A 20,233-nucleotide genomic window follows, 5' to 3' on the forward strand; every position below is an offset into this window, starting at 1 on the left:
AAGACCTGTTCGTGGTGAGGGCCAGGATGAGCGCTTCGGGTCCGTTGAGGCACTCGTATCGGACACCAGTGCCTCGATTCGATCCCCGGCGTGTACGCCGGACGTCTTGTCTGGGCAGGGTGGACATACTGTCCGTGGAAGGGGAGGCCGTCGCGTGCTTAACTTTTCCCACTCCCAATTGCATGCTGCGAGTGCCTGTCATGTCAGAGCAGAAGATCCCCCGTTACAAAGCCTACGACCATCCTGCCGGTGGTTGGGGTGCCGCCGGTGCAACCGCCAAGGTTCTGATGCAGCAGAGCGTCATTGCCAAGGGATCTAAAGCGCTTTTGTCGATGAATCAGCCTGGGGGATTCAAGTGCCCCAGTTGCGCTTTCCCGGATGCAGATCACACCAAGAAGCTGGAGTTCTGCGAAAACGGTGCGAAGGCCTTGGCATGGGAGGCAACCAAGCATCGCGCCACGCGTGAGTTCTTCGCGGAGCACACTGTCCAGGAGCTGATGGCGCAGTCCGACTATTGGCTGGAGATGCAGGGTCGATTGACCGAGCCGATGCGATATGACCCGGTATCCGACCATTACGTTCCTTGTAGCTGGGATGAGGCCTTCGCGCTGATCGGGCGACACCTGCAGGCCCTGTCCAGCCCGCATGAGGCTGAGTTCTACACCTCGGGGAGGACGCCGAACGAAGCCGCGTTCCTGTACTCGATCTTCGTGCGCGAGTTCGGAACCAACAACTTCCCGGACTGCTCGAACATGTGCCACGAGCCGACCAGCCGGGGGTTGCCGCCGGCAATTGGTGTCGGCAAGGGCACTATCGTGCTCGATGACTTTGAGCATGCTGAGGCCATCTTCGTCATCGGCCAGAACACAGGCACCAACTCACCACGAATGATGTCCAACTTGGTGGAGGCGCGGAAGCGTAATGCTCCAATTGTCGCGGTCAATCCTATGCCGGAACGTGCGCTGATTCGCTTTGCCGAGCCCCAGGACGTCGTGCAGATGGCCACGTTTGGCTCCACCGAGATTTCCAGTGAATTTGTACACATTCGCATCGGCGGTGACCTGGCCCTGATCAAGGGCATCATGAAGGCTATGTTCGAGCGGGAAGCGGCCGGCGAGTCTGTTCTCGATCACGAATTCCTGACCGAGCACACCGTCGGGCTGGAGGCATTGCGTGAAGAAGTGATGTCCCTGGAGTGGAGCCAGATCGTCCAAGTGTCCGGGATCAAGAAGGAGCAGATTCTGCGTTGTGCAGAGATCTACATCCGTTCCCGTGCGACCATTATCTGCTATGGCATGGGCCTGACCCAGCACCAGCAAGGATCTCGCCTTTTGCAGCAGGTTGCCAATCTGCTGATGCTGCGCGGCAACTTCGGAAAGCCCGGGGCGGGCATTGCTCCTATTCGCGGCCATTCCAACGTGCAAGGCGACCGTACCGTCGGCATTGATGAGAAGCCGACGCAACGCTACCTGGACCAAGTTCGCGACGTGTTCGGGTTCGAACCGCCGCGCGAACATGGGCACCATGTGGTTGAGTCTATTGAGGCGATGCTGGCTGGAACCGCCAAGGTCTTCATCGGCATGGGCGGGAACTTCATCCATGCTGTTCCTGATACCGAAATTGCCTACAGGGCAATGCGTGGTCTTGAGCTTACGGTTGGCATCGCCACCAAACTCAACCGTGGCCACCTAGTGCATGGCAAGGAGGCGCTGATCCTACCGGTGGTGGCGCGCTCGGAGTGGATCCATACCCCGCTGGGTGAGCAGTTTGTCACCATTGAGGATGCCATGTCGAATGTCACCGCATCCCGTGGAGTACTGGAGCCTGTGAGTGAACATGTTCTTCCGGAAGTTGAGATCGTGTGCCGCATGGCAATGGCAACACTGCCGGACAGCAAGGTCGACTGGGCAGCTTGCATGCACGATTACAACCATGTTCGTGAGCTGATCGCGGCGGTCTATCCCAGCATCTACGCAGACTTCAATGAACGGATCCAGGCGCCGCGTGGCTTCCACTTGGACATTCCGCCGCGCCGCCGTGAGTGGCCGACACCTAACGGGAAGGCCAATATTCTGGTGTTGCCGGGTCTTGAAGTGAACGACCTGGTCGAGGATCCCACTATGCTTCGGCTGGCCACGGTTCGCTCCCATGACCAGTACAACACGACAATCTACAGCTACAACGATCGCTATCGCGGTGTGTATAACGATCGAATGATCCTCTTCATGAACCTGGAAGATCGAGTAGCACGAGGGATTGGGAAGGAGGAACAGGTGAGCCTCGAGACGATCTCCAGTGATGGCGTCTGCCGGCGGGTCGATGGGTTGACTGTGCTTGACTATCCGATGCCGCGTGGCGCGATTGCGGGCTACTACCCTGAACTCAATCCACTGCTACCTCTGGATTACTTCGATCGCATCAGTGGTACCCCCGCGGCGAAGTCGATCCCGGTCAGGGTGGTCATTTCACAGTGATTGCGCCGGCATGTCGTAGGGAGGACTAAGAATGTCAGCCGAGCTCATTCGGGCGCCAGAGCCGGTAGGTGAGGGCGCACTGGCAGATCATCCCCGCCAACTCACCGACGGTTTCGGACGCAGCTTTCCGTACCTGCGCCTTTCGTTGACCGAAGCCTGCAACTTCCGTTGCAGCTACTGCCTGCCCGACGGCTACCAGGCCGATGGCCGCCCGCGCTTCCTGCAGGTGGAAGAAATCGCGCGCCTGGTGCGTGCGTTTGCCGCGCTGGGCATGAGCAAGATCCGCCTGACCGGCGGCGAGCCCAGCCTGCGCAAGGACCTGGATGAGATCATCGCCACCGTGGCGGCGGTGCCGGGCATCCGCAAGGTGGCCATCACCACCAATGGCACGTTGCTACCGCGGCGCCTGCCGGGCTGGCACCGCGCCGGCCTGACCGCGCTGAACGTGAGCATGGACAGCCTGCAGCGCGAACGTTTCAAGACCATCACCGGGCATGACCGCCTGCCGGAGATCGAACAGGGCCTGGCCCTGGCGCAGGCGCTGGGCCTGCCGGCGATCAAGCTCAATGCGGTGCTGCTGCGTGGCCTGAACGACGACGAGCTGCCGCAGTGGATGGACTACCTGCGTGACCGCCCCTTCAGCGTGCGCTTCATCGAACTGATGCGCACCGGCGACAACGAAGCCTATTTCCAGCGCCACCACCTGCGCGCCGACGTGGTGATCGAGCAGCTGCTGGCGGCTGGCTGGCACGAACGGCCGCGCGCCGCCGATGCCGGCCCGGCGCGTGAGTACAGCCACCCGGACCATCGCGGCACGGTGGGCATCATCGCCCCGTATTCGCGTGACTTCTGCAAGGGCTGCAACCGCCTGCGGGTGACCGCCAAGGGTGACCTGCGGCTGTGCCTGTTCGGCGAGTTCGGCGTGCCGCTGCGCCCGCTGCTGCAGAGCGACGATGACCATGACGCGCTGCTGGCACGCATTACCACGCAGCTTGGCCTGAAAGCGGCCGGGCATGGACTGCACCAGGGCCAGACCGGGCTGACCCCGCACCTGGCCTCCATCGGAGGATGAGCAACACGATGAGTGGGGAATTGAATGCGGCCTTCCATATGGCCGATGTCCGCGACAAGCGCATCACCCGCCGACGTGCGGTGGCGGTGGGCGAGCTGCATGCCGGTCCAGTGGCCTATCCGCTGATCGTCGAGCGCCGCCTGCCCAAGGGCGATGCGCTGGTGATGGCCGAGATTGCCGGCCTGCAGGGCGCCAAGATGGCCTCGATGCTGATGCCACTGTGCCACCCGCTGCCGCTGGAACTGGTGCAGGTGTTCTGCGCGCCGGTACCGGAACGGCAGGCGATCCGCGTGTGGTGCGAGTGCGCCAGCGAGGCGCGCACCGGCGTGGAGATGGAGGCACTGGCCGGCGTCAACGCGGCGCTGCTTACCCTGTACGACCTGAGCAAGCCGGTGGAACCGGCCCTGCGCATCGAAGGTATCCGCCTGCTGTTCAAGGAAGGCGGCAAGCGCGGTGTCTGGCTGCACCCCGACGGCATGGACGATGCCGAGCGCACGCGTTTCAAGCCGCGTGCGCCGAAGGGCCTGGAGGGCGCGGCCTGCGCGGTGATCACGCTGAGCGATCGCGCCAGCGACGGCACCTATGAGGATATCTCTGGCCCGACCCTGGTGACCGGCCTGAAAAAGCTGGGCGGCGAGGTGGTGGCCGCTGAGGTGTTGCCCGATGGCATCGAGCCATTGGCGGGTCGCCTGCAGGCCTTGGCCGCCGAGGGCGTGCGCCTGTGCCTGTGTACCGGTGGTACCGGACTGGGCCCGCGTGACCTGACCCCGGAGGCGCTCCGTTCCCTGAACGCGCGGCCGGTACATGGCCTGGCGCAGATGGTGCGCGCGCTGAGTGCACAGCACACGCCGATGGCCTGGCTGAGCCGCGCCGAGGTGGTGCAGCTGGGCAACATGCTGGTGTTCGCGCTGCCCGGCAGCCCGAAGGCGGCGGCGCAGTGCCTGGATATCCTGGCGCCGGTACTGGGCCACGCCCTGGCGATGGTCGAGGGGGATGGCCACTCATGATTCCCTATTGCGAAGCCTTGCAGCACCTGCTGGACGCGGCCACGCCGCTGCCGGCCGAGCGCGTGCCGCTGCATGAAGCCGGCGGCCGTACCCTGGCCAGTGACATCCACAGCGGGCAGTCGTTGCCGCCGTTCGACAATTCGGCGATGGACGGCTTTGCGCTGCGCGCCAACGGCGCGACGTTCGAGGCCGGTACCGAATTCGCGGTGCAGGGCTGGCAGGCAGCCGGCGATGCCGGCGCCGAAGGCGGCGAGGGTGCCTGGGAAATCATGACCGGAGCGCGCATGCCGGTTGGCCTGGATACGGTGGTGCCGGTCGAGAACGTGGAGATCCTCGCCAGCGAGGACGGCCGCCCGACCCGCATCGCGCTGACCGCGACGGTGAAGCCGGGCCAGAACGTGCGCCTGCGCGGCCAGGACGTGCGCGAGGGTGAGCGCGTGCTGTGCGCCGGCCAGGTGCTGGATATCAATGCCCGCACCCTGCTGCACGCCCTGGGCGTGGGTGAGGTGGCGGTGGTGGCGCGGCCGAGGGCGGCGGTGATCGCCACCGGCAAGGAACTGGTGACCGAGGCGGCGCAGGCGCTGGAATCGGGCCAGATCCGTGACAGCAATCGCCCCTACCTGGTGGGCCGCCTGCAGGCGGCCGGTGCCGAGGTGGTCTGGCAGGGCACGGTGGGCGACGACGTGGCCGCGTTCAATGCGGTGCTGGATGAAGCGCTGGCCGCTGGCGCGCAGCTGCTGATCAGTACCGGCGCGGTGTCGGCCGGCCGCTACGACTTCGTTCCCGATGCGCTGCGTGGCCGTGGTGCGCGCATCGTCTTCCATAAGGTGGCGATCCGCCCCGGCAAGCCGTTGTTGTTCGCGGTGTTGCCCAATGGCGCGCTGTACTTCGGCCTGCCCGGCAACCCGGTTTCGGCTGCCGTGGGCCAGCGCTTCTTCGTCGAGCCGGTACTGCGCCGCCTGCTGGGGCTTGCACCGGAACCGGTGTTGCGGCTGCCGCTGCAGGCCGACGTGCGCAAGCCGCCCGGTCTGCGCTTCCACGCGCGGGCGCGGGTGGAAATGGACGGGCAGGGGCGCCTGAGTGCGCGCGTACTGTCCGGGCAGGAGTCGTTCCGTTTGATGTCCATGCTGCAGGCCAACGCCTGGGTGGTGCTGGAGGCCGAGGGAGACCTGGCCAGCGCTGGCACCTTCGTGCGCGTGCAGGGCTGGGGTCACCACGAACCGGTGCAGCTGGTGAGCCAGGAGTCATGATGAAACAGGTGAATCTGCAGTTGTTCGGTGCGTTTTCCGATCTGGATGCCAGCCGCGAAATCGCCGTCGATGTGGCCGGTGGCACCGTGGCCGATCTGCGCCAGGCGCTGCGCGAGCTGCTGCCGGTGCGTTGGCCGGGTTTCCGCGCGGGCCTGCTGGACTACTCGGCGTTTGCCGACCAGCAACGCGTGCTGCGCGACCACGAGGCGCTGCCCGACGATGGCCGCGTGGCGATCCTGCCACCAGTGAGCGGGGGCTGAGCGATGAGCGAGAAGATCATCGCGACGGTGGTGGACCGCGCGCAGGCGGCGATCGATCCGGCCGAAGGCATCGCGGCGGTATCTGATCCGGGCTTCGGCGGCATCGACGTGTTCATCGGCAAGGTGCGCGACGTCAACATCGGCCGGCCGGTGACCGGGATCACGTACGACCTGTTCGAACCTTTGGTGCTGAACGAGTTCAAGCGCCTGGCGGCAGAGGTCGAGGCGACGTTCGGTCCGAAGCTGAAGCTGTATGTGGCCCACGCCAAGGGCCGGTTGGGCATTGGCGATGTGGCGGTGGTGGTGGCCGCCGGCAGCCCGCATCGAGACGAGGCATTCCGGGCCTGCCGGCAGTTGATCGAGGTGGTCAAGCACCAGTGCCCGATCTGGAAGCAGGAGCATTACGAGGACGGCGACAGCGAGTGGACCGAAGGCTGCAGTCTCTGCCATGCGGATAACGAACCCACGCAAGCTCATGACAATGCCCATGAATGTGCACACGATCACGAACATTCCCACTGACGGCATCGTGCTGGCCGGTGGTCTTTCCAGCCGGATGGGCCGTGACAAGGCGCTGCTACCGTGGCACGGGCGAACCCTGCTAGAGCACATGCGTGGCCTGCTGCGACAGGCAGGTGCGGAAAGGGTATGGGTGAGTGGCAACTACCCGGCCTTCGGTGGCATTCCTGATCGCGTGGCACGCTGCGGCCCGTTGGGCGGGCTCTACAGTGTGGCCATGTGCATGCCGGACGCTGCCGCTCTGGTGCTTCCGGTGGATACGCCCAATGTGACCCCGGCGTTACTACAACGGTTACGTGATGCGCCTTCGGCTGCCTGTGTGCTGTTTGCGGAAGAACCCCTGCCGATGCGGTTGCAGATTGATGACCATTGCCGGCATGTGTTGCGGGAATTGATCGAGAATCCGGCGGCGCACCGCTCGCTACACGCCCTGCGAGAACGCTTGGGCGCAATCGAGCTGCCACTGGCGGATAGCGAATACGACCAGCTACTCAACTGCAACACCTCAACCGAGCTCGAGTTCATTGCATCATGAAAGTCCAGCTACAGCGGCAGGCAGTTCGTCTGCGCGTTGATGAAGAGGAGCTAGCGCAGTTGCTGGCCGGCGAATCGGTGGAGAACCTGACGCGGTTCGGCGGCGATCGCGGCTGGGGCATGGTGCTATCACTGCATGCAGGGCAACAGGCGGTGCTTCTGGAGGGGAGCGAGTACTGCCGGTTGATGCTTCCTCGCGAAGCGGTTCAGTCCTTGGCATTACGTTTGCCCTGTCGTGATGGTCTGGGTTTTGGCATTGCGCTGGATGATGACATCTCGCTGCAGCTTCAATTCGATGTGGATGTACGAGACAGCCTGCGCCAACGAGGTCCGCACCGTCGTGCACCCTCTACCTAGCTCTGGGCGGGCCAGCTATGTAGCGCCTGCGATGCCAAGGATAGGCGGTGAAACCGATCTAAACCCAACCAAACGGGGAAACCAATGATGAAACGAGTTGGACTGTTGTTGCTGGGACTGCTGGCCACGGTGCCGGCCTTGGCGGCCGACCTGACGGTGTCGGCGGCATCGAGCTTGACCGAGAGCTTCCGCGAACTGGGCACCGCCTATGAGAAGGCACACCCGGGAACCAAGGTCGATTTCAACTTCGCCGCGTCCGGCGTGCTGCTGCAGCAGATCAGCCGCGGCGCGCCGGTGGATGTGTTCGCGTCGGCCGATGAAACCACGATGGACCAGGCCCAGCAGCAGGACCTGCTGGCGGCCGGCACCCGCGAGGTGTTCGCGGTGAACGCGCTGTGGGTGGTGGTGCCGCCGCAGGCCAAGGCTGCGCCGCGTACCTTGAAGGACCTGGCCGGTGCCGGTGTGCAGCGCATCGCACTGGGCAACCCGGACAGCGTGCCGGTCGGCCGCTATGCCAAGGGCGCGCTGGAAGCGGCGGGCCTGTGGCCGTCGGTGCAGGGCAAGACCATCACCACGCAGAACGTTCGCCAGTCGCTGGACTACGTGGCGCGCGGTGAAGTGGATGCCGGCTTCGTCTATGCCACCGATGCGCAGGCGATGCCTGATCGGGTGCGCCGTGCCTTCGCGGTGCCGGTGGCGGGGCGCATTGCCTATCCGTTGGCGGTGACCAAGGCCAGTGCGCAACCGGTTGAAGCCAAGCGCTTCACCACCTTCGTGCGTTCGGCACAGGGCCAGGCGATCCTGGCCAAGCATGGGTTCGGCAAGCCCTGAGGCATGGATCTCGACTGGAGCGCACTGTGGTTGTCGCTGAAGGTGGCCGGCTGGGCCACCGCGATCAATCTGGTGCTGGGCGTGGCACTGGGCGCGCTGCTGGCACGTCGGCGATTTCCTGGCCGTGAGCTGCTGGATTCGCTGCTGACCCTGCCGATGGTGCTGCCGCCGACCGTGCTGGGGTATTACCTGCTGGTGCTGATCGGCCGCAACGGCCCGATCGGCGCGTGGCTGCAGTCGTGGTTCGGCATCAACCTGGTGTTCACCTGGCAGGCGGCGGTGATCGCTGCGGCGGTGGCCTCGCTGCCGCTGGTGTTCAAGCCGGCACGCGCGGCGTTCGAGGAAGTGGATGGACAGTTGGAGCAGGCCGCACGCACGCTCGGTGTGTCCGAAGCAGCGGTGTTCTTCCGCATCACGCTGCCGCTGGCGTGGCGCGGCATCCTCGCCGGCCTGCTGCTGGCGTTTGCACGCGCGATGGGCGAGTTCGGCGCGACGCTGATGGTGGCGGGCAGCATTCCCGGCCGCACGCAGACGCTGTCGATCGCCATCTACGAAGCGGTGCAGGCCGGCCAGGACGGCAAGGCCAATGCGCTGGTGATCCTGACCTCGGTGGTGTGCATCGTGATCCTGCTGCTGGCCGCGCGGCTGGTGGGCGGACGTCGCCGGGAGCTGCGTGATGTGGCTTGACCTGCAGGTGCAGCGTCGCCTGCAGGCGGCCGGCCAGGATTTCGTATTGGACGTGTCGCTGCAGTGCACGCAGCGGCAGGTGGTGCTGTTCGGGCCCTCGGGCGCGGGCAAGAGCCTGACCCTGAAGGCGGTGGCCGGGCTGCTGAGGCCGGGCCAGGGTCATGTGCGCCTACAGGGGCAGACCCTGTTCGATGCGGCCACCGGTGTGGATCTGCCGCCGCAGCACCGCCGGCTGGGCTACGTGTTCCAGGATTACGCGCTGTTCCCACACCTGAGCGTGCGCCAGAACGTGGCGTTCGGTCTGCAGAAGGGCTGGTTGAATCCGCGGGTCGGCCAGCGCTTCGATGCGGTGGAGCAGTGGTTGCACGCATTCCGCATCGATACGGTGGGTGATCTGCTGCCCTCGCAGGTGTCCGGCGGCCAGCGCCAGCGTACCGCCTTGGCACGCGCCTTGGTGACGCAGCCGCAGGCGCTGCTGCTGGATGAACCGTTCTCCGCGCTGGACCAGGATCTTCGCCAGCACTTGCGGCAGGAGCTGGAGGCCGTGCTGGACGGGGCCGGTATTCCACTGCTGCTGATCAGCCATGATCCCAACGACATTGAGATATTTGGGGGCCAGATCGCCTGCATCGAAAATGGGCGACTGATCTCTCCTCCCGGCTCGCGTCAGAGGCCGACCCGTCAGCCCCGCCTTCTACCATCCTTAGTCGGCTCCCCAACAAGCCCGGGTCTTGAGGGGAAGAGCAACCATCAGTCAGTCGGAGACTCAGAGAGTCCAAAGCCACGATACATCTGCCCGCGAGCCGCGCAAATGGGAGACGACCCTGGTGCATAGGCATCTCTATGCCGGTAGGCGAGCGGTAGGGCCTGGACCTTCTTGCAAGGCGGATCGACTCGCCCGCGCTTGGCCGCGCTGCGTGGCTCCGGCCGAGGCGGGGACAACGCGCACCCAGCGCTTCCCATATGGCCGAATTGGCGTAATGATCCGCTCGAAGGGAGCGAGACTTCTCCAGCCTCCCGTGGCGACCGACCGCCGAGGGGCTTGGAGGGGCACGGAGGCCATTGGCGCTCTGGGCAATATGGCGAGGAGCCCCCGGTCCGTTTGGCCACCAAGAGGTCGATACTAGGCTCGTAGGGCAAGAGTTCCGGATTGGCATATGACTGAGGTCGACAGCATTGAACGTCTCAGACTGGCCTTTGGTGCACAACGTCCTACGTCGTGAGAGGGGGTGTTTTGTTCGATATGTCACCCGTCATCTAGCGGTCGAAAGATCGAAATGAACTCGAACACGAATCGACGGAACTAGCCACGCTTCAATTGTACTGAGGGAAACATGACGCCAAAGAGCGCCAACCAATCTTCCGAAGAGCGCGCAAACGGCGATCTTGCATGGCCGGACCTTGCGCGCTCATCGATACTGATCGTTGACGACGAACCTGGCATGCGTAGCTTCTTGGTTCGTGCCTTGCGACCGCGATGCAAAGTTGTGGAAGCTGCAGCTGACACCATTGAAGCGGAGCAGCATCTGACGGAGCGCCACTTTGACATCGTGATTGTGGACAACGTGTTGCCAGGGAAGAGTGGCATCGCGTGGCTGGAGGACCAGCGCAGGGGAGGGGTCTTGGCCGACTTCATTCTGATTACTGCGTACGCAGACTTGGATTCCGCTATCGGCGCTATCCGCGCGGGAGCGGCTGATTTTCTTCTCAAGCCTTTCAGAACCAATCAGTTGCTGGCCGCTATATCGCGCTGCCTGGAACGCGGTCGCCTACGGCGGGAGAATGCCATTCTCCGTCACGAGCTACATGGCTCCGGTGCACCAGCTGCGCTTCGAGACAGGCTCACAGGTAGCTCGCGTGCGATTCAGGCCACCAAGGATCTGATCGCGAAGGTCGCACCACTGCCCAGTAGCGTGCTGTTCACTGGAGAATCCGGCTCTGGAAAGGAGGTTGCCGCAAGATCGCTGCACGCGTTGTCCGCACGGGCATCTCATCCTTTCATTCCAATAAATTGTGCAGCTGTTCCCAGCGAGTTGATTGACGTTGAACTGTTCGGGAGTCTCAAAGGAACGTTCAGTGGAGCGAACTCGTCTCGCCAAGGACTGGTCGCCTATGCAGAAGGCGGAACATTGCTGTTTGACGAAGTCGCTGATCTTCCCTTGGCTCTCCAAGGAAAGCTGCTAAGGATGCTTGAAGATAGACGGATACGACCAGTTGGCGCAGATCGGGAGATTCCGATCGATGTCAGATTCATCTTCTCAACCAACAAGAATTTGGTTGCGGAAGTGAAGAATGGAACATTCCGGTCGGATCTCTACTATCGCATCAACGTTCTCGAGGTGTCGCTTCCTCGCCTTCATGACCGCGGCGCTGATGTGTTGGAGCTGGCGGCGGGCTTCATGCGTGAGCTGGGGCTGCAGCTTGGCCTTCAACCGATTCCGATCGACGAAAGGATCCGGGCATATCTTCAGAGCTACTCGTGGCCCGGGAACGTCCGCGAGCTTCACAACTACGTTGAGCGTAGCCTGATACTCGGACACTTTCCGACTCAGCTTGAGCGGTTGGAGTCACTCTCTGACCCACGAAGCCGGCTGCTCTCGGAGGTCGAGCGCAGGCACATCCTTGCAGTGCTTCGTGAGACTGGCGGAGATCGCGAAAGAGCGGCCACGATCTTGGGCATATCGCGAAAGACGATTGATCGTAAGTGCTCCAGTTGGAATGTATCAGCCTAGGAATCTGCAATGAACCGAGCGCGCTCAGTTCGCTTCCGCCTGCTTCTAATCGCGATCCTTCCAATGTTTGTGATCCTGCCGGCTATCGTCGGCGGACTCATCTACCAATGGGATTTGCGCTTCGACCGACTGCTCGCCTCGAAGGTTGGCGGGGACCTGAAAGTTGCGGGACAGTACATGAACCAGCTGCTCGTCAACGACCGCGCGACGCTGGCTGCGATTGCTGATTCGCAGAGCTTCCATGGCGTCATTAGCCAGGGGGTCAACAAGAATGCAGAGCTTGGCAGCCTACTAGCGTCGAAAGCCCAAGGTGGTTCACTAGACTTCATCGCACTGTTGGATTCAAACGGTCGCTTGTTGGCTAGTAGTGAGCCGGCCTCGCCAGCTGAGCTTGACTTGGACTGGTCAGTCATCGAAAAGGCCCTGAAGGGAGCGTCCAGCGTGGAGGTGGGGGTGGTAAGCCGGGACGATCTGATGGAGATCTCCCCAAAGCTCGCCGCACGGGCCGAGGTCATTCGTCCGCATAACGCAAGGAATCCTGTCGATTCGGCCCAGAGTGAGAAGCGGGGCCTAATGATTCAAGCTGCAACGCCGGTTGCACTTCCAAACAATCAGGTTGGCGTCTTGATTGCGGGTACTCTGCTGAACCACAACACCGAGTTCATCAAGCAGATCACTGATCTTGTCTACCGAGATAAGGCCCTGCGTACTGGCGCAACAGGGATAGCCTCCATCTTCCTTGGTGATACCCGCATCAGCACCAACGCGTTGTTGGCGGGAGGGAACCCAGCGTCGGGGACACGGGTGTCTTCTGAAGTGGCCGAGGCCGTGCTGGGCCAGGGAAAGACCTGGCAGGCGAGAGCCTACGTAGTCAATGATTGGTACATTGCCGGCTATATGCCCATTCTCAATGGCCGGGGCGTACCTATTGGTATGCTCTTCGTGGGCTTTCTGGAGGAGCCATTCACCACCGCCCGTCGAAATTCCATCGGAGCGATCGTGTTCGGTTGCCTCCTTGTTGCAGTCATCACCGTACCCCTTTTTCTGTACATCGCTCGCGGCGTGTTCAAGCCACTTGAGCGGATGGATCAGGCAATTGGACGGGTCAAGGCGGGCGACCGCAGTGCTCGCTCCGGAGCAGGGGCATCCAATGATGAAATCGGACGTGTCGCTTCGCACTTGGACCAGCTGCTCTGTCAGCTGGAAGAGAAGGAACGGCAGCTGGTCGCCTGGAACGAGGAGCTCAATTCCAGGGTAGAGGAGCGAACTGCTGGTCTCGCACTAGCCAATAGACGGTTGGAAGAGACGACCCAGCACCTGATTGTCACTGAGAAGCTGGCAACAATTGGCGAGATCGCAGCAGGAATAGCGCACGAGATCAACAATCCGCTTGCCGTCATGCAGGGGAACCTCGAGCTTCTGCGTGACTCGATCAGGGAGCCCGAGGGTCAAGGGTTTGGAGAAGAGATTGACCTCATTGAGGATCAAATTGGGCGTATCAGCACCATTGTTTCCAAGTTGCTGCAGTTCTCCAAGCCCAGTGAGTACTCCGGTCATAGTGAGCTGTTAGAGCCTGCCACGCTGATGTTGGAGACGCTGCCCCTGATTCAACACCTCATCAAGCGCCATCCCGTGAAGATAGAGAAGAACTTCCTGTCCACACGGCTCGTAACGGGCAATCGGGGCGAGCTGCAGCAAATTCTTGTGAACCTCCTGATCAATGCAATCTATGTCATGCAGAAGGGCGGAACGCTGGGATTGGCGACGTTGGACGTTGACGACGTTCATGGTCACCCTGGCGTCGCTTTGCGAGTCTCAGATACTGGAAGCGGCATTCCTCAGGACATTCTGGTCCGAATTTTTGAGCCATTCTTTACGACCAAACATCGTCAAGGTACTGGGCTGGGTCTTTCCATCAGTCAGATGCTTGCCAACCGCCACGGTGGCAGCCTGTCGGTAGTGAGAACCGGCCTGACAGGGACGGTCATTGAACTATGGATGCCCGAGGCTGCCGACGATGAACTGCTTTAGACCTGCTGTAGCAGTGTCATGCGAACGGCGTGATGTCATTCGCATTTCGAACTCAAGTGGAAGGAATTTGTTGCCTAGGCGTATCGACGCCAGCAGTCGATCAATGAATCAGAGGTTGGCATGACACACCGTCTCCCAGATGTTGAAACGAGAATGCGAAGGCAGCCGACGTTGTGGGACGTTGCGTTTGCCGTCAGGGGTACCATCCTGCCCAGGATCGCATTGCATCTACTACTGATTAGCATTGTGACCGCAGGAGCGGTGCTCGCATCAACGGAGCATCCAGGAATCTTTGCTCGCTTCAGTGCCGTTCCGTTCACGCTCATTGGTATCGCACTTTCCGTATTCATGAGCTTTCGAAACAACGCTTGCTACTCCAGATGGTGGGAGGCGAGGCACCTTTGGGGTGACCTGGTCATAGCGTGTCGCTCAATAGCCAGGCAGACGTCCCTGCTGGATCCAAACAGCCGAGCACAGATCCTGCGAGGCCTGTGTGGCTTCAGTGCTGGCCTCTATTCTCGACTGCGCCGGGCCGACGAAGCCCATGCGATCGCACCTTGGTGGGATATTGGCAAGGCATCACAAGGCCCGAATCCGACGGACGCTGTGCTCCAGGGCATTGGCTTGAAGCTTGCCCATCTGGCTCATGAGGGAAGGATCGACTCGATTCAGTACTCGGTGATGGATAAGCAGCTTGCCAACTTGGCTCGTATCCAGGGGGGGTGCGAGAGGATACTCAATACTCCGATTCCATTCTCGTATTCGCTGCTGCTTCACCGGACTGCGATCGTATTCTGCACAACACTTCCTTTTGCGCTGGCAGGAACATTGGGGTGGTGGACCTTTTTACCGGTGCTCATTGTGGCGTACACGTTTTTTGGTCTCGATGCGCTGGGCCGTCAGCTGGAGGAGCCATTCAGTTCCGCGCCGAACGCGCTCCCGATCTACTCAATGCAGAGGACGATCGAGACAGAGCTAATGTCAACGCTGGCTCTGACTGCGGTCGATCAGGAGTCGGTACAGCAGCCAGGTAGGGAGGAGTGAGGCGTGAGCGGAGGGCGGCGGGTGCACTTCTGAGGCCGCTCCGGCATGTAACGACATGCCAGCTCACGCCCTAGCGCTAGTCAGGCATGGGTTGCCAGGCTCACCTGAAAGGAACTCGCCCAAAGATAGCATTCGTACAGCCCCCTTGGTTCCGCTCGCACATATGGGATGGAGTCTGTGAGACGGGAATAGTTCCTCTAACGATCAAGAATGAGCCAGTAGGAGCGTAAGTGATGTCAACAGATATGTTCGTAATGCATTCGGATCATACGCCGGCCGGGGATCAACCCGAAGCGATTGCCAGGCTAATTGCTGGCATCGAGGAGGGAGCAACACATCAGACCTTGAAGGGAATTACAGGGTCAGGGAAGACCTTCACGATGGCCAATGTGATCCATCGGCTGAAGCGACCCACGCTCATTCTTGCGCCAAACAAGACGTTGACTGCTCAGCTCTACGGGGAGATGAAGGCGCTGTTCCCCGAGAACGCCGTGGAGTATTTCGTTTCCTACTACGACTTCTTCCAGCCAGAGGTCTATATCCCAGGTAGCGATCGTTACATCCAGAAAGACTCAGCCATCAATGATCACCTTGAGAGGCTTCGACTATCGACTACGAAGTCTCTGATTGAGCGTAGAGACGTGATTGTTGTCGCTTCGGTGTCCTCAATCTATGGACTGGGAGACCCACAGAGCTACCGGGATCTGCAGGTTGAGCTTGCGCTTGGAATCGAACTGGATCAGAGGGACTTCCTGCGTCGGCTTGCATCGCTTCAGTACGACAGGACTGAGCGGACCCTGAAGCGTGGCACGTTCCGTGTGTCTGGCGATGTGGTCGATATTTTTCCCGCCGACTCTGAGTACAAGGCAATTAGAGTAGAGCTCACGGACGAGGGGAGAGTGCAGTCGCTCACCTGGATTGATGCGGTTACAGGGAAGAAGCTTGGCGATGAGACGCGCTACCTCGTTTCTCCAAAGACACTCTTCGCAAGCCCCAAAACAGAAATCAATGAGGCTACGAAGGCCATCCTCAAGGATTTGGAGGCCAGGGTGACGGAGCTCAACGCATCTGGTCGAATCGTTGAGGCAAATAGGCTTTACGAGAAGATCACGAACGACGTGGAGATGATGAGGGAGCTGGGATATTGCTCTGGCATGGAGAACTACTCCAGTTACCTGAACTCGAAGCCTTCAGGAGCTAGGCCGACGACACTCATGGACTACCTCCCGAAGGATGGCCTGCTATTTGTTGATGAGTCGCACGTCATGGTTCCTCAGATCGAGGCGATGTTCAGGAGCGATCAGAGCAGGAAGGATACTCTAATCGAGTACGGGTTCCGTCTACCTTCGGCGATGAACAACAGACCGCTTAGCTTCTCTGAGTTTGAAGCCATCAAGCCCCAGACGATCTTCGTTTCGGCTACGCCTGGCGCCTATGAGATTGGGAGATCCAAGGGAAGATTGATTGACCAGCTCATCAGGCCCACTGGCTTGCTCGATCCGCTGGTAGAGGTGAGGCCGAGGGAGGGCTACAGGCACGATCTTCTGTCAGAGATCGCCCGTTGTGTACGAGAGGGCGACAGGGTCTTGGTGACCACGCTGACAAAGGTGTCTGCTGAGGAGCTGTGCGAGTTCCTCGAGGATCAAGGGGTGCGTGCGAAGTACATGCACTCGGATATCAAGGCAGAGGATCGAGTTGAGATCATCAATGGGCTGAGGGCCGGCGAGTTCGATGTGCTAGTGGGTATCAGCCTGCTGAGAGAGGGGCTCGATATTCCTGAGGCCTCTCTGGTCGCTATCGTTGATGCGGACCAGGCGGGCTTCCTTCGGTCGAGCCAGGCCCTCATTCAGATGATTGGACGAGCCGCAAGAAACTCGCGCGGTAAGGCGATCATGTATGCCGATACGATCACTAGTGCGATGCGGCAGGCCATTTCTGAGACTGATGACAGGCGACAGCATCAGATCGCGTTCAATGAGGAGTTCGGCATCACCCCGTCAACGTCTCGCGGAATGTTGGGATCAACAGAGGCTCGACCTGACCGGTCGCAAGCCCATTCAGCGGAGTTCTGCGCCAACCTAAAAGACCTCTGTGATCGAATTACATCAAAGGAGCGACAGCTTCTGGAGCTCTCTGATGCCGGGGACGAGGAGGAGATCGAGTTCGTCAGGCTGGAGCTAGACAAGCTATACCGCCAATTCATCTACATGTAACCACTCTTTCGAGTGGTGGGGCGTGGCTCCTACAGGAGCCCGCCTTTTGTGGTGTGGGGGTGGGGCGGGAGGGGTCTGTCACTGGCCTCTGGCGGCGGCTCGAAATCAGGCGCAGACTCAGTTGACGGAGTTAAAGACCCTCGCAGATTGCTAGCTTGCATACTATCGGGGAGTATAGTATCGTTCCCTCATGTGATACGGACAGGTGCGCAATGCCTCACAGCCCTCGGGAGAAAAAGCAGGCCCTTACCCGCGTACGTCGGATCAGCGGACAGGTGGCTGCATTGGAGCAGGCTCTGGAGAGCGGGGCGGAATGTGCTGCAGTACTTCAGCAGCTTGCTGCTGTGCGCGGGGCGGTCAATGGTTTGATGGCGACGGTTCTGGAGAGCTATCTGCGTGAAGAGTTCCCGCATAGCGACACCCACACCGACTCTCAAAGGAAGTCGATTGACGAGACCATCTCTATTGTCCGCTCCTATCTCCGTTAGTCAGTTCGCGACATTGCTTGATGGCGCTAGTACTAAGTAGAGGAGGCAATCTATGGGTGTCCGAACTACTTCATTTCCAAGTAGAACCCGCCATTCCTAACCCCTTCGTGGGTTAGGGCGTCACGACTAGGACGTTGAGGCCTTTCCAGGAGGCTCCAAGGCATGCTGGATGATGTCAGTCGAGTTGCGCCTGTCTGTATTTCTTGGAGCGGGCAATCTCTGTCGGCATCGTTGCCTTCGGCATCTGACTGAGTCATGGGAGGCCCTTTGAAGTGAGCTTCCAGCCTCGTTGCGACTCCCATGCGGTCCGCGCCTGGCTGGAAGGTGGGAGAGCAAGGGCCTGCGATCTATGCGGTGCTGTCCTCCCAGCTTGTTGTGGTTCCCACTACCGCCCTACACCAGAGCCGGCTCCACCACACGACCTTTCGCTGAGCTATCGCACAAGCAAGTGATAGACCTCCCGTGAGCGGTGTTTAGAAGATCATCCATTCTTGAGGCTATGTATGAATGACCCATCCGGCCTGAGCCAAGCTGCAGGCACGCCAGCAGAAGGCTACGTATATGGGATGCCGGCGCACGCGGACCGCCGCGCCGCCGTTGAGGAAGTCCATGCGCGACCGCACCTTCTCACCCAGTCTCCGCGAAGCCTTCTCCAGCTCTCCTTCATGACAGAAGGGGACATGAGTCGAGATCGTGCCGCGATCGACGATCTTTCAGGTCGTATGGGGGCTGCAGTCGAGGATCACACCACACCTCATCACGCGCTTACGTGGAATGAGGGTGATCTGCACTGCGAGAAGCACACTGAGTTCTCTTCCTACCTCTGGAGCGCACCACTGAGCTCAGAAACAGGTGAGCCTTGTGGGGACAACCCGTTTAGACAGGGATTCAAGCCGCCAGGACCCGTGATCTCGGCTGTTAGCGTCAGGCTTTTGCCTTGGACCGCGGAGGCGGAGAAGGAAATAGATTGCTTTGATCCCGTCAGCCGCTGCTACTCGCTGGTTGAGAACGGTGCCGCGGCCATTGTGACCGACTTCCGTCAAGACGAGGAAGGGCTAACCCACATGCTCATCCTTGATCGCGACCTGACTCCGGCGCGGGCAGGAGCGCTGGCGCAACGACTGCTCGAGGTCGAGACATACCGAACGCTTGCCCTCCTAGCGCTACCGCTGACTCGTTCCATGACGTCGAATCTTCGTCGCATGGAGGCGCGTCTGGCTGCAATTACTGAAGAGATGCGCAGGGCCTCCGGCGGACGTCGTGACAGTGACGTGCTCCTCTCGGATTTGACCAGCCTGGCTGCAGAGTTGGAGGCGGACGCCGCGGCAAATCTCTATAGGTTTGGTGCAAGTCGGGCTTACTACGAAATTGTTGAAGAGCGACTGGATGCGTTGGCGGAGGATCAAGTTGCCGGCTATAGCACCTGGGCGGACTTCTTGTATCGAAGGATTGCACCGGCCATGCGAACTTGCCAGTCAGTGAAGGAGCGACAGGGGAAGCTCTCAGACAAGTTGACGCGCTCGATCTCGCTCCTCCGGTCGTGGATTGATGTTGAGCTCGAGCGGCAGAACCGCGACCTACTGGCGTCCATGAATGAACGGGCGAAGGTTCAGCTGCGCCTGCAGCAGACGGTGGAAGGTTTGTCGGTGGCCGCCATCTCGTACTACGTCGTGAGTCTTCTCGCATACCTGCTCAAGGGTTTGCCTGGGACGCATGACATCGCAGCAACCGTCACTGCGATCTTGGTTCCCGCTGTATTGCTGCTGATTTGGTGGATTGTCCGAAGGATCAGGCATGCACACGGTGACTCGGCAGTCGAGGACAAGGCCTAAAGCCTCGCTTAAGGCCACATTCGATTCGCGATAGATGGCCTATCAAATTCAACTCAGAGGAAAGAACAATGGAACGCATTGAGCGTCACGCAAGCTTCGGTGGATGGCAGGACGTCTACCAGCATGAATCATCCAGCCTTGGTTGCACCATGAAGTTTGGAGTCTATCTCCCTCCGCAGGCGTCCAGCGGCCCGGTACCTGTTCTCTACTGGCTCTCTGGCCTGACGTGCACAGAGCAGAACTTCATCACCAAGTCTGCAGTGCAGCAGCTCGCTGCTGAGCATGGCATTGCCATCGTTGCTCCGGATACAAGTCCGCGCGGAGAGTCCGTCGCGGATGATCCAGCTTACGATCTCGGCCAAGGTGCGGGGTTCTACGTCAATGCCACCGAGGCACCGTGGTCCGACCACTACCGCATGTATGACTACGTTGTAAGTGAGCTGCCTGCTCTCGTTGAGAAGAACTTCCCTGTTAGCCAGGCTCGCTCAATTAGCGGCCACTCAATGGGCGGCCACGGTGCCTTGGTCATCGCTTTGCGAAATCCAGGTCGCTATCGCAGCGTATCCGCCTTCTCTCCGATCGTGGCACCCACCCAGGCTCCTTGGGGCCAGAAGGCGTTTTCGGCCTACTTGGGGGGAGATCAGGAGCAGTGGCGGCAGTATGACGCCGTGGAGCTGATTGCAGATGCAAAGGAGCGCCTGCCCCTGCTCGTGGATCAAGGGCTCAGCGATGATTTCTTGCAGAATCAGCTCCGCCCCGAACTGCTTCAAGATGCATGCGCCAAGGTGAATCATCCGCTTTCGCTGAACCTTCGCGATGGTTACGACCATAGCTACTACTTCATCTCCAGCTTCATTGCCGATCATCTCAAGCACCACGCATCGGCGCTGAACACCTAACCA

At 60.7% G+C, this 20,233-nt stretch carries 17 protein-coding genes and 1 pseudogene; all 18 read left to right on the top strand.

Going from position 1 to position 20,233, the window contains the following annotated elements; genetic code table 11:
• Positions 1-200: 200 nt before the first annotated feature.
• The gene (locus ACZK08_RS09825) at positions 201-2,474 is read left to right on the top strand and encodes an FdhF/YdeP family oxidoreductase (RefSeq protein WP_026070515.1); all 2,274 of its coding nucleotides are present in this window, start codon (positions 201-203) and stop codon (positions 2,472-2,474) included.
• 31 nt (positions 2,475-2,505) lie between these two features.
• Positions 2,506-3,546: a GTP 3',8-cyclase MoaA gene (gene moaA / locus ACZK08_RS09830; protein ID WP_017354497.1), complete on the top strand. Its 1,041-nt coding sequence runs from the start codon at positions 2,506-2,508 to the stop codon at positions 3,544-3,546.
• Between the two features lie 8 nt (positions 3,547-3,554).
• Entirely contained in the window at positions 3,555-4,553 is a 999-nt protein-coding gene (gene moaCB / locus ACZK08_RS09835) for a bifunctional molybdenum cofactor biosynthesis protein MoaC/MoaB (RefSeq protein WP_026070513.1), read from the top strand.
• Entirely contained in the window at positions 4,550-5,803 is a 1,254-nt protein-coding gene (locus ACZK08_RS09840) for a molybdopterin molybdotransferase MoeA (RefSeq protein ID WP_017354495.1), read from the top strand. The genes moaCB and ACZK08_RS09840 overlap by 4 nt, the downstream gene beginning before the upstream one ends.
• Entirely contained in the window at positions 5,803-6,063 is a 261-nt protein-coding gene (locus tag ACZK08_RS09845; RefSeq protein ID WP_017354494.1) for a MoaD/ThiS family protein, read from the top strand. The genes ACZK08_RS09840 and ACZK08_RS09845 overlap by 1 nt, the downstream gene beginning before the upstream one ends.
• Before the next feature lie 3 nt (positions 6,064-6,066).
• Positions 6,067-6,585, top strand: a complete 519-nt coding sequence (locus tag ACZK08_RS09850; protein WP_017354493.1) for a molybdenum cofactor biosynthesis protein MoaE — start codon at positions 6,067-6,069, stop codon at positions 6,583-6,585.
• Positions 6,551-7,117 carry a molybdenum cofactor guanylyltransferase gene (gene mobA / locus ACZK08_RS09855; protein ID WP_026070512.1) on the top strand — a complete coding sequence of 189 codons (567 nt, stop codon included), beginning with the start codon at positions 6,551-6,553 and terminating at the stop codon, positions 7,115-7,117. The genes ACZK08_RS09850 and mobA overlap by 35 nt, the downstream gene beginning before the upstream one ends.
• Positions 7,114-7,473, top strand: a complete 360-nt coding sequence (locus tag ACZK08_RS09860) for a hypothetical protein (RefSeq protein ID WP_017354491.1) — start codon at positions 7,114-7,116, stop codon at positions 7,471-7,473. The genes mobA and ACZK08_RS09860 overlap by 4 nt, the downstream gene beginning before the upstream one ends.
• Before the next feature lie 87 nt (positions 7,474-7,560).
• Positions 7,561-8,304 (top strand): molybdate ABC transporter substrate-binding protein, encoded by a 744-nt coding sequence (modA, locus tag ACZK08_RS09865; RefSeq protein WP_026070511.1) that lies wholly within the window; start codon positions 7,561-7,563, stop codon positions 8,302-8,304.
• Positions 8,305-8,307: 3 nt separating this feature from the next.
• Positions 8,308-8,991 carry a molybdate ABC transporter permease subunit gene (modB, locus tag ACZK08_RS09870; RefSeq protein ID WP_005413347.1) on the top strand — a complete coding sequence of 228 codons (684 nt, stop codon included), beginning with the start codon at positions 8,308-8,310 and terminating at the stop codon, positions 8,989-8,991.
• Positions 8,981-9,640: pseudogene (locus ACZK08_RS09875) on the top strand (ATP-binding cassette domain-containing protein); the annotation flags it as partial. The gene modB and the pseudogene ACZK08_RS09875, both read left to right, overlap by 11 nt.
• A gap of 685 nt (positions 9,641-10,325) precedes the next feature.
• Complete coding sequence (locus ACZK08_RS09880) at positions 10,326-11,723, top strand: sigma-54-dependent transcriptional regulator (RefSeq protein WP_026070510.1); 1,398 nt, start codon at positions 10,326-10,328, stop codon at positions 11,721-11,723.
• 9 nt (positions 11,724-11,732) lie between these two features.
• Entirely contained in the window at positions 11,733-13,754 is a 2,022-nt protein-coding gene (locus ACZK08_RS09885; RefSeq protein ID WP_017354487.1) for a cache domain-containing protein, read from the top strand.
• A 120-nt stretch (positions 13,755-13,874) separates the two neighbouring features.
• A complete protein-coding gene (locus tag ACZK08_RS09890; RefSeq protein ID WP_227832955.1) occupies positions 13,875-14,798 on the top strand; it encodes a bestrophin family protein in 924 nt (307 codons plus the stop codon).
• 233 nt (positions 14,799-15,031) lie between these two features.
• A complete protein-coding gene (gene uvrB, locus ACZK08_RS09895) occupies positions 15,032-17,011 on the top strand; it encodes an excinuclease ABC subunit UvrB (RefSeq protein ID WP_017354485.1) in 1,980 nt (659 codons plus the stop codon).
• Between the two features lie 212 nt (positions 17,012-17,223).
• A complete protein-coding gene (gene frmR / locus ACZK08_RS09900) occupies positions 17,224-17,499 on the top strand; it encodes a formaldehyde-responsive transcriptional repressor FrmR (protein ID WP_017354484.1) in 276 nt (91 codons plus the stop codon).
• A gap of 503 nt (positions 17,500-18,002) precedes the next feature.
• On the top strand, positions 18,003-19,331 hold the full coding sequence (locus tag ACZK08_RS09905) for a DUF3422 family protein (protein ID WP_026070509.1): 1,329 nt from the start codon (positions 18,003-18,005) through the stop codon (positions 19,329-19,331).
• 68 nt (positions 19,332-19,399) lie between these two features.
• On the top strand, positions 19,400-20,230 hold the full coding sequence (gene fghA / locus ACZK08_RS09910; RefSeq protein WP_017354482.1) for an S-formylglutathione hydrolase: 831 nt from the start codon (positions 19,400-19,402) through the stop codon (positions 20,228-20,230).
• Positions 20,231-20,233 lie beyond the last annotated feature (3 nt).

The sequence above is a fragment of the Stenotrophomonas sp. 112478_Sma genome, from assembly GCF_056479905.1.

Coding starts and splice junctions, on each gene's coding strand:
- ACZK08_RS09860 (WP_017354491.1), top strand. CDS start 7,114: ATGAAAGTCCAGCTACAGCGGCAGGCAGTTCGTCTGCGCGTTGATGAA.
- ACZK08_RS09845 (WP_017354494.1), top strand. CDS start 5,803: ATGAAACAGGTGAATCTGCAGTTGTTCGGTGCGTTTTCCGATCTGGAT.
- ACZK08_RS09825 (WP_026070515.1), top strand. CDS start 201: ATGTCAGAGCAGAAGATCCCCCGTTACAAAGCCTACGACCATCCTGCC.
- ACZK08_RS09880 (WP_026070510.1), top strand. CDS start 10,326: ATGACGCCAAAGAGCGCCAACCAATCTTCCGAAGAGCGCGCAAACGGC.
- ACZK08_RS09885 (WP_017354487.1), top strand. CDS start 11,733: ATGAACCGAGCGCGCTCAGTTCGCTTCCGCCTGCTTCTAATCGCGATC.
- ACZK08_RS09905 (WP_026070509.1), top strand. CDS start 18,003: ATGAATGACCCATCCGGCCTGAGCCAAGCTGCAGGCACGCCAGCAGAA.
- moaA (WP_017354497.1), top strand. CDS start 2,506: ATGTCAGCCGAGCTCATTCGGGCGCCAGAGCCGGTAGGTGAGGGCGCA.
- moaCB (WP_026070513.1), top strand. CDS start 3,555: ATGAGTGGGGAATTGAATGCGGCCTTCCATATGGCCGATGTCCGCGAC.
- uvrB (WP_017354485.1), top strand. CDS start 15,032: ATGTCAACAGATATGTTCGTAATGCATTCGGATCATACGCCGGCCGGG.
- modB (WP_005413347.1), top strand. CDS start 8,308: ATGGATCTCGACTGGAGCGCACTGTGGTTGTCGCTGAAGGTGGCCGGC.
- modA (WP_026070511.1), top strand. CDS start 7,561: ATGAAACGAGTTGGACTGTTGTTGCTGGGACTGCTGGCCACGGTGCCG.
- ACZK08_RS09890 (WP_227832955.1), top strand. CDS start 13,875: ATGACACACCGTCTCCCAGATGTTGAAACGAGAATGCGAAGGCAGCCG.
- fghA (WP_017354482.1), top strand. CDS start 19,400: ATGGAACGCATTGAGCGTCACGCAAGCTTCGGTGGATGGCAGGACGTC.
- ACZK08_RS09850 (WP_017354493.1), top strand. CDS start 6,067: ATGAGCGAGAAGATCATCGCGACGGTGGTGGACCGCGCGCAGGCGGCG.
- frmR (WP_017354484.1), top strand. CDS start 17,224: ATGCCTCACAGCCCTCGGGAGAAAAAGCAGGCCCTTACCCGCGTACGT.
- ACZK08_RS09840 (WP_017354495.1), top strand. CDS start 4,550: ATGATTCCCTATTGCGAAGCCTTGCAGCACCTGCTGGACGCGGCCACG.
- mobA (WP_026070512.1), top strand. CDS start 6,551: ATGAATGTGCACACGATCACGAACATTCCCACTGACGGCATCGTGCTG.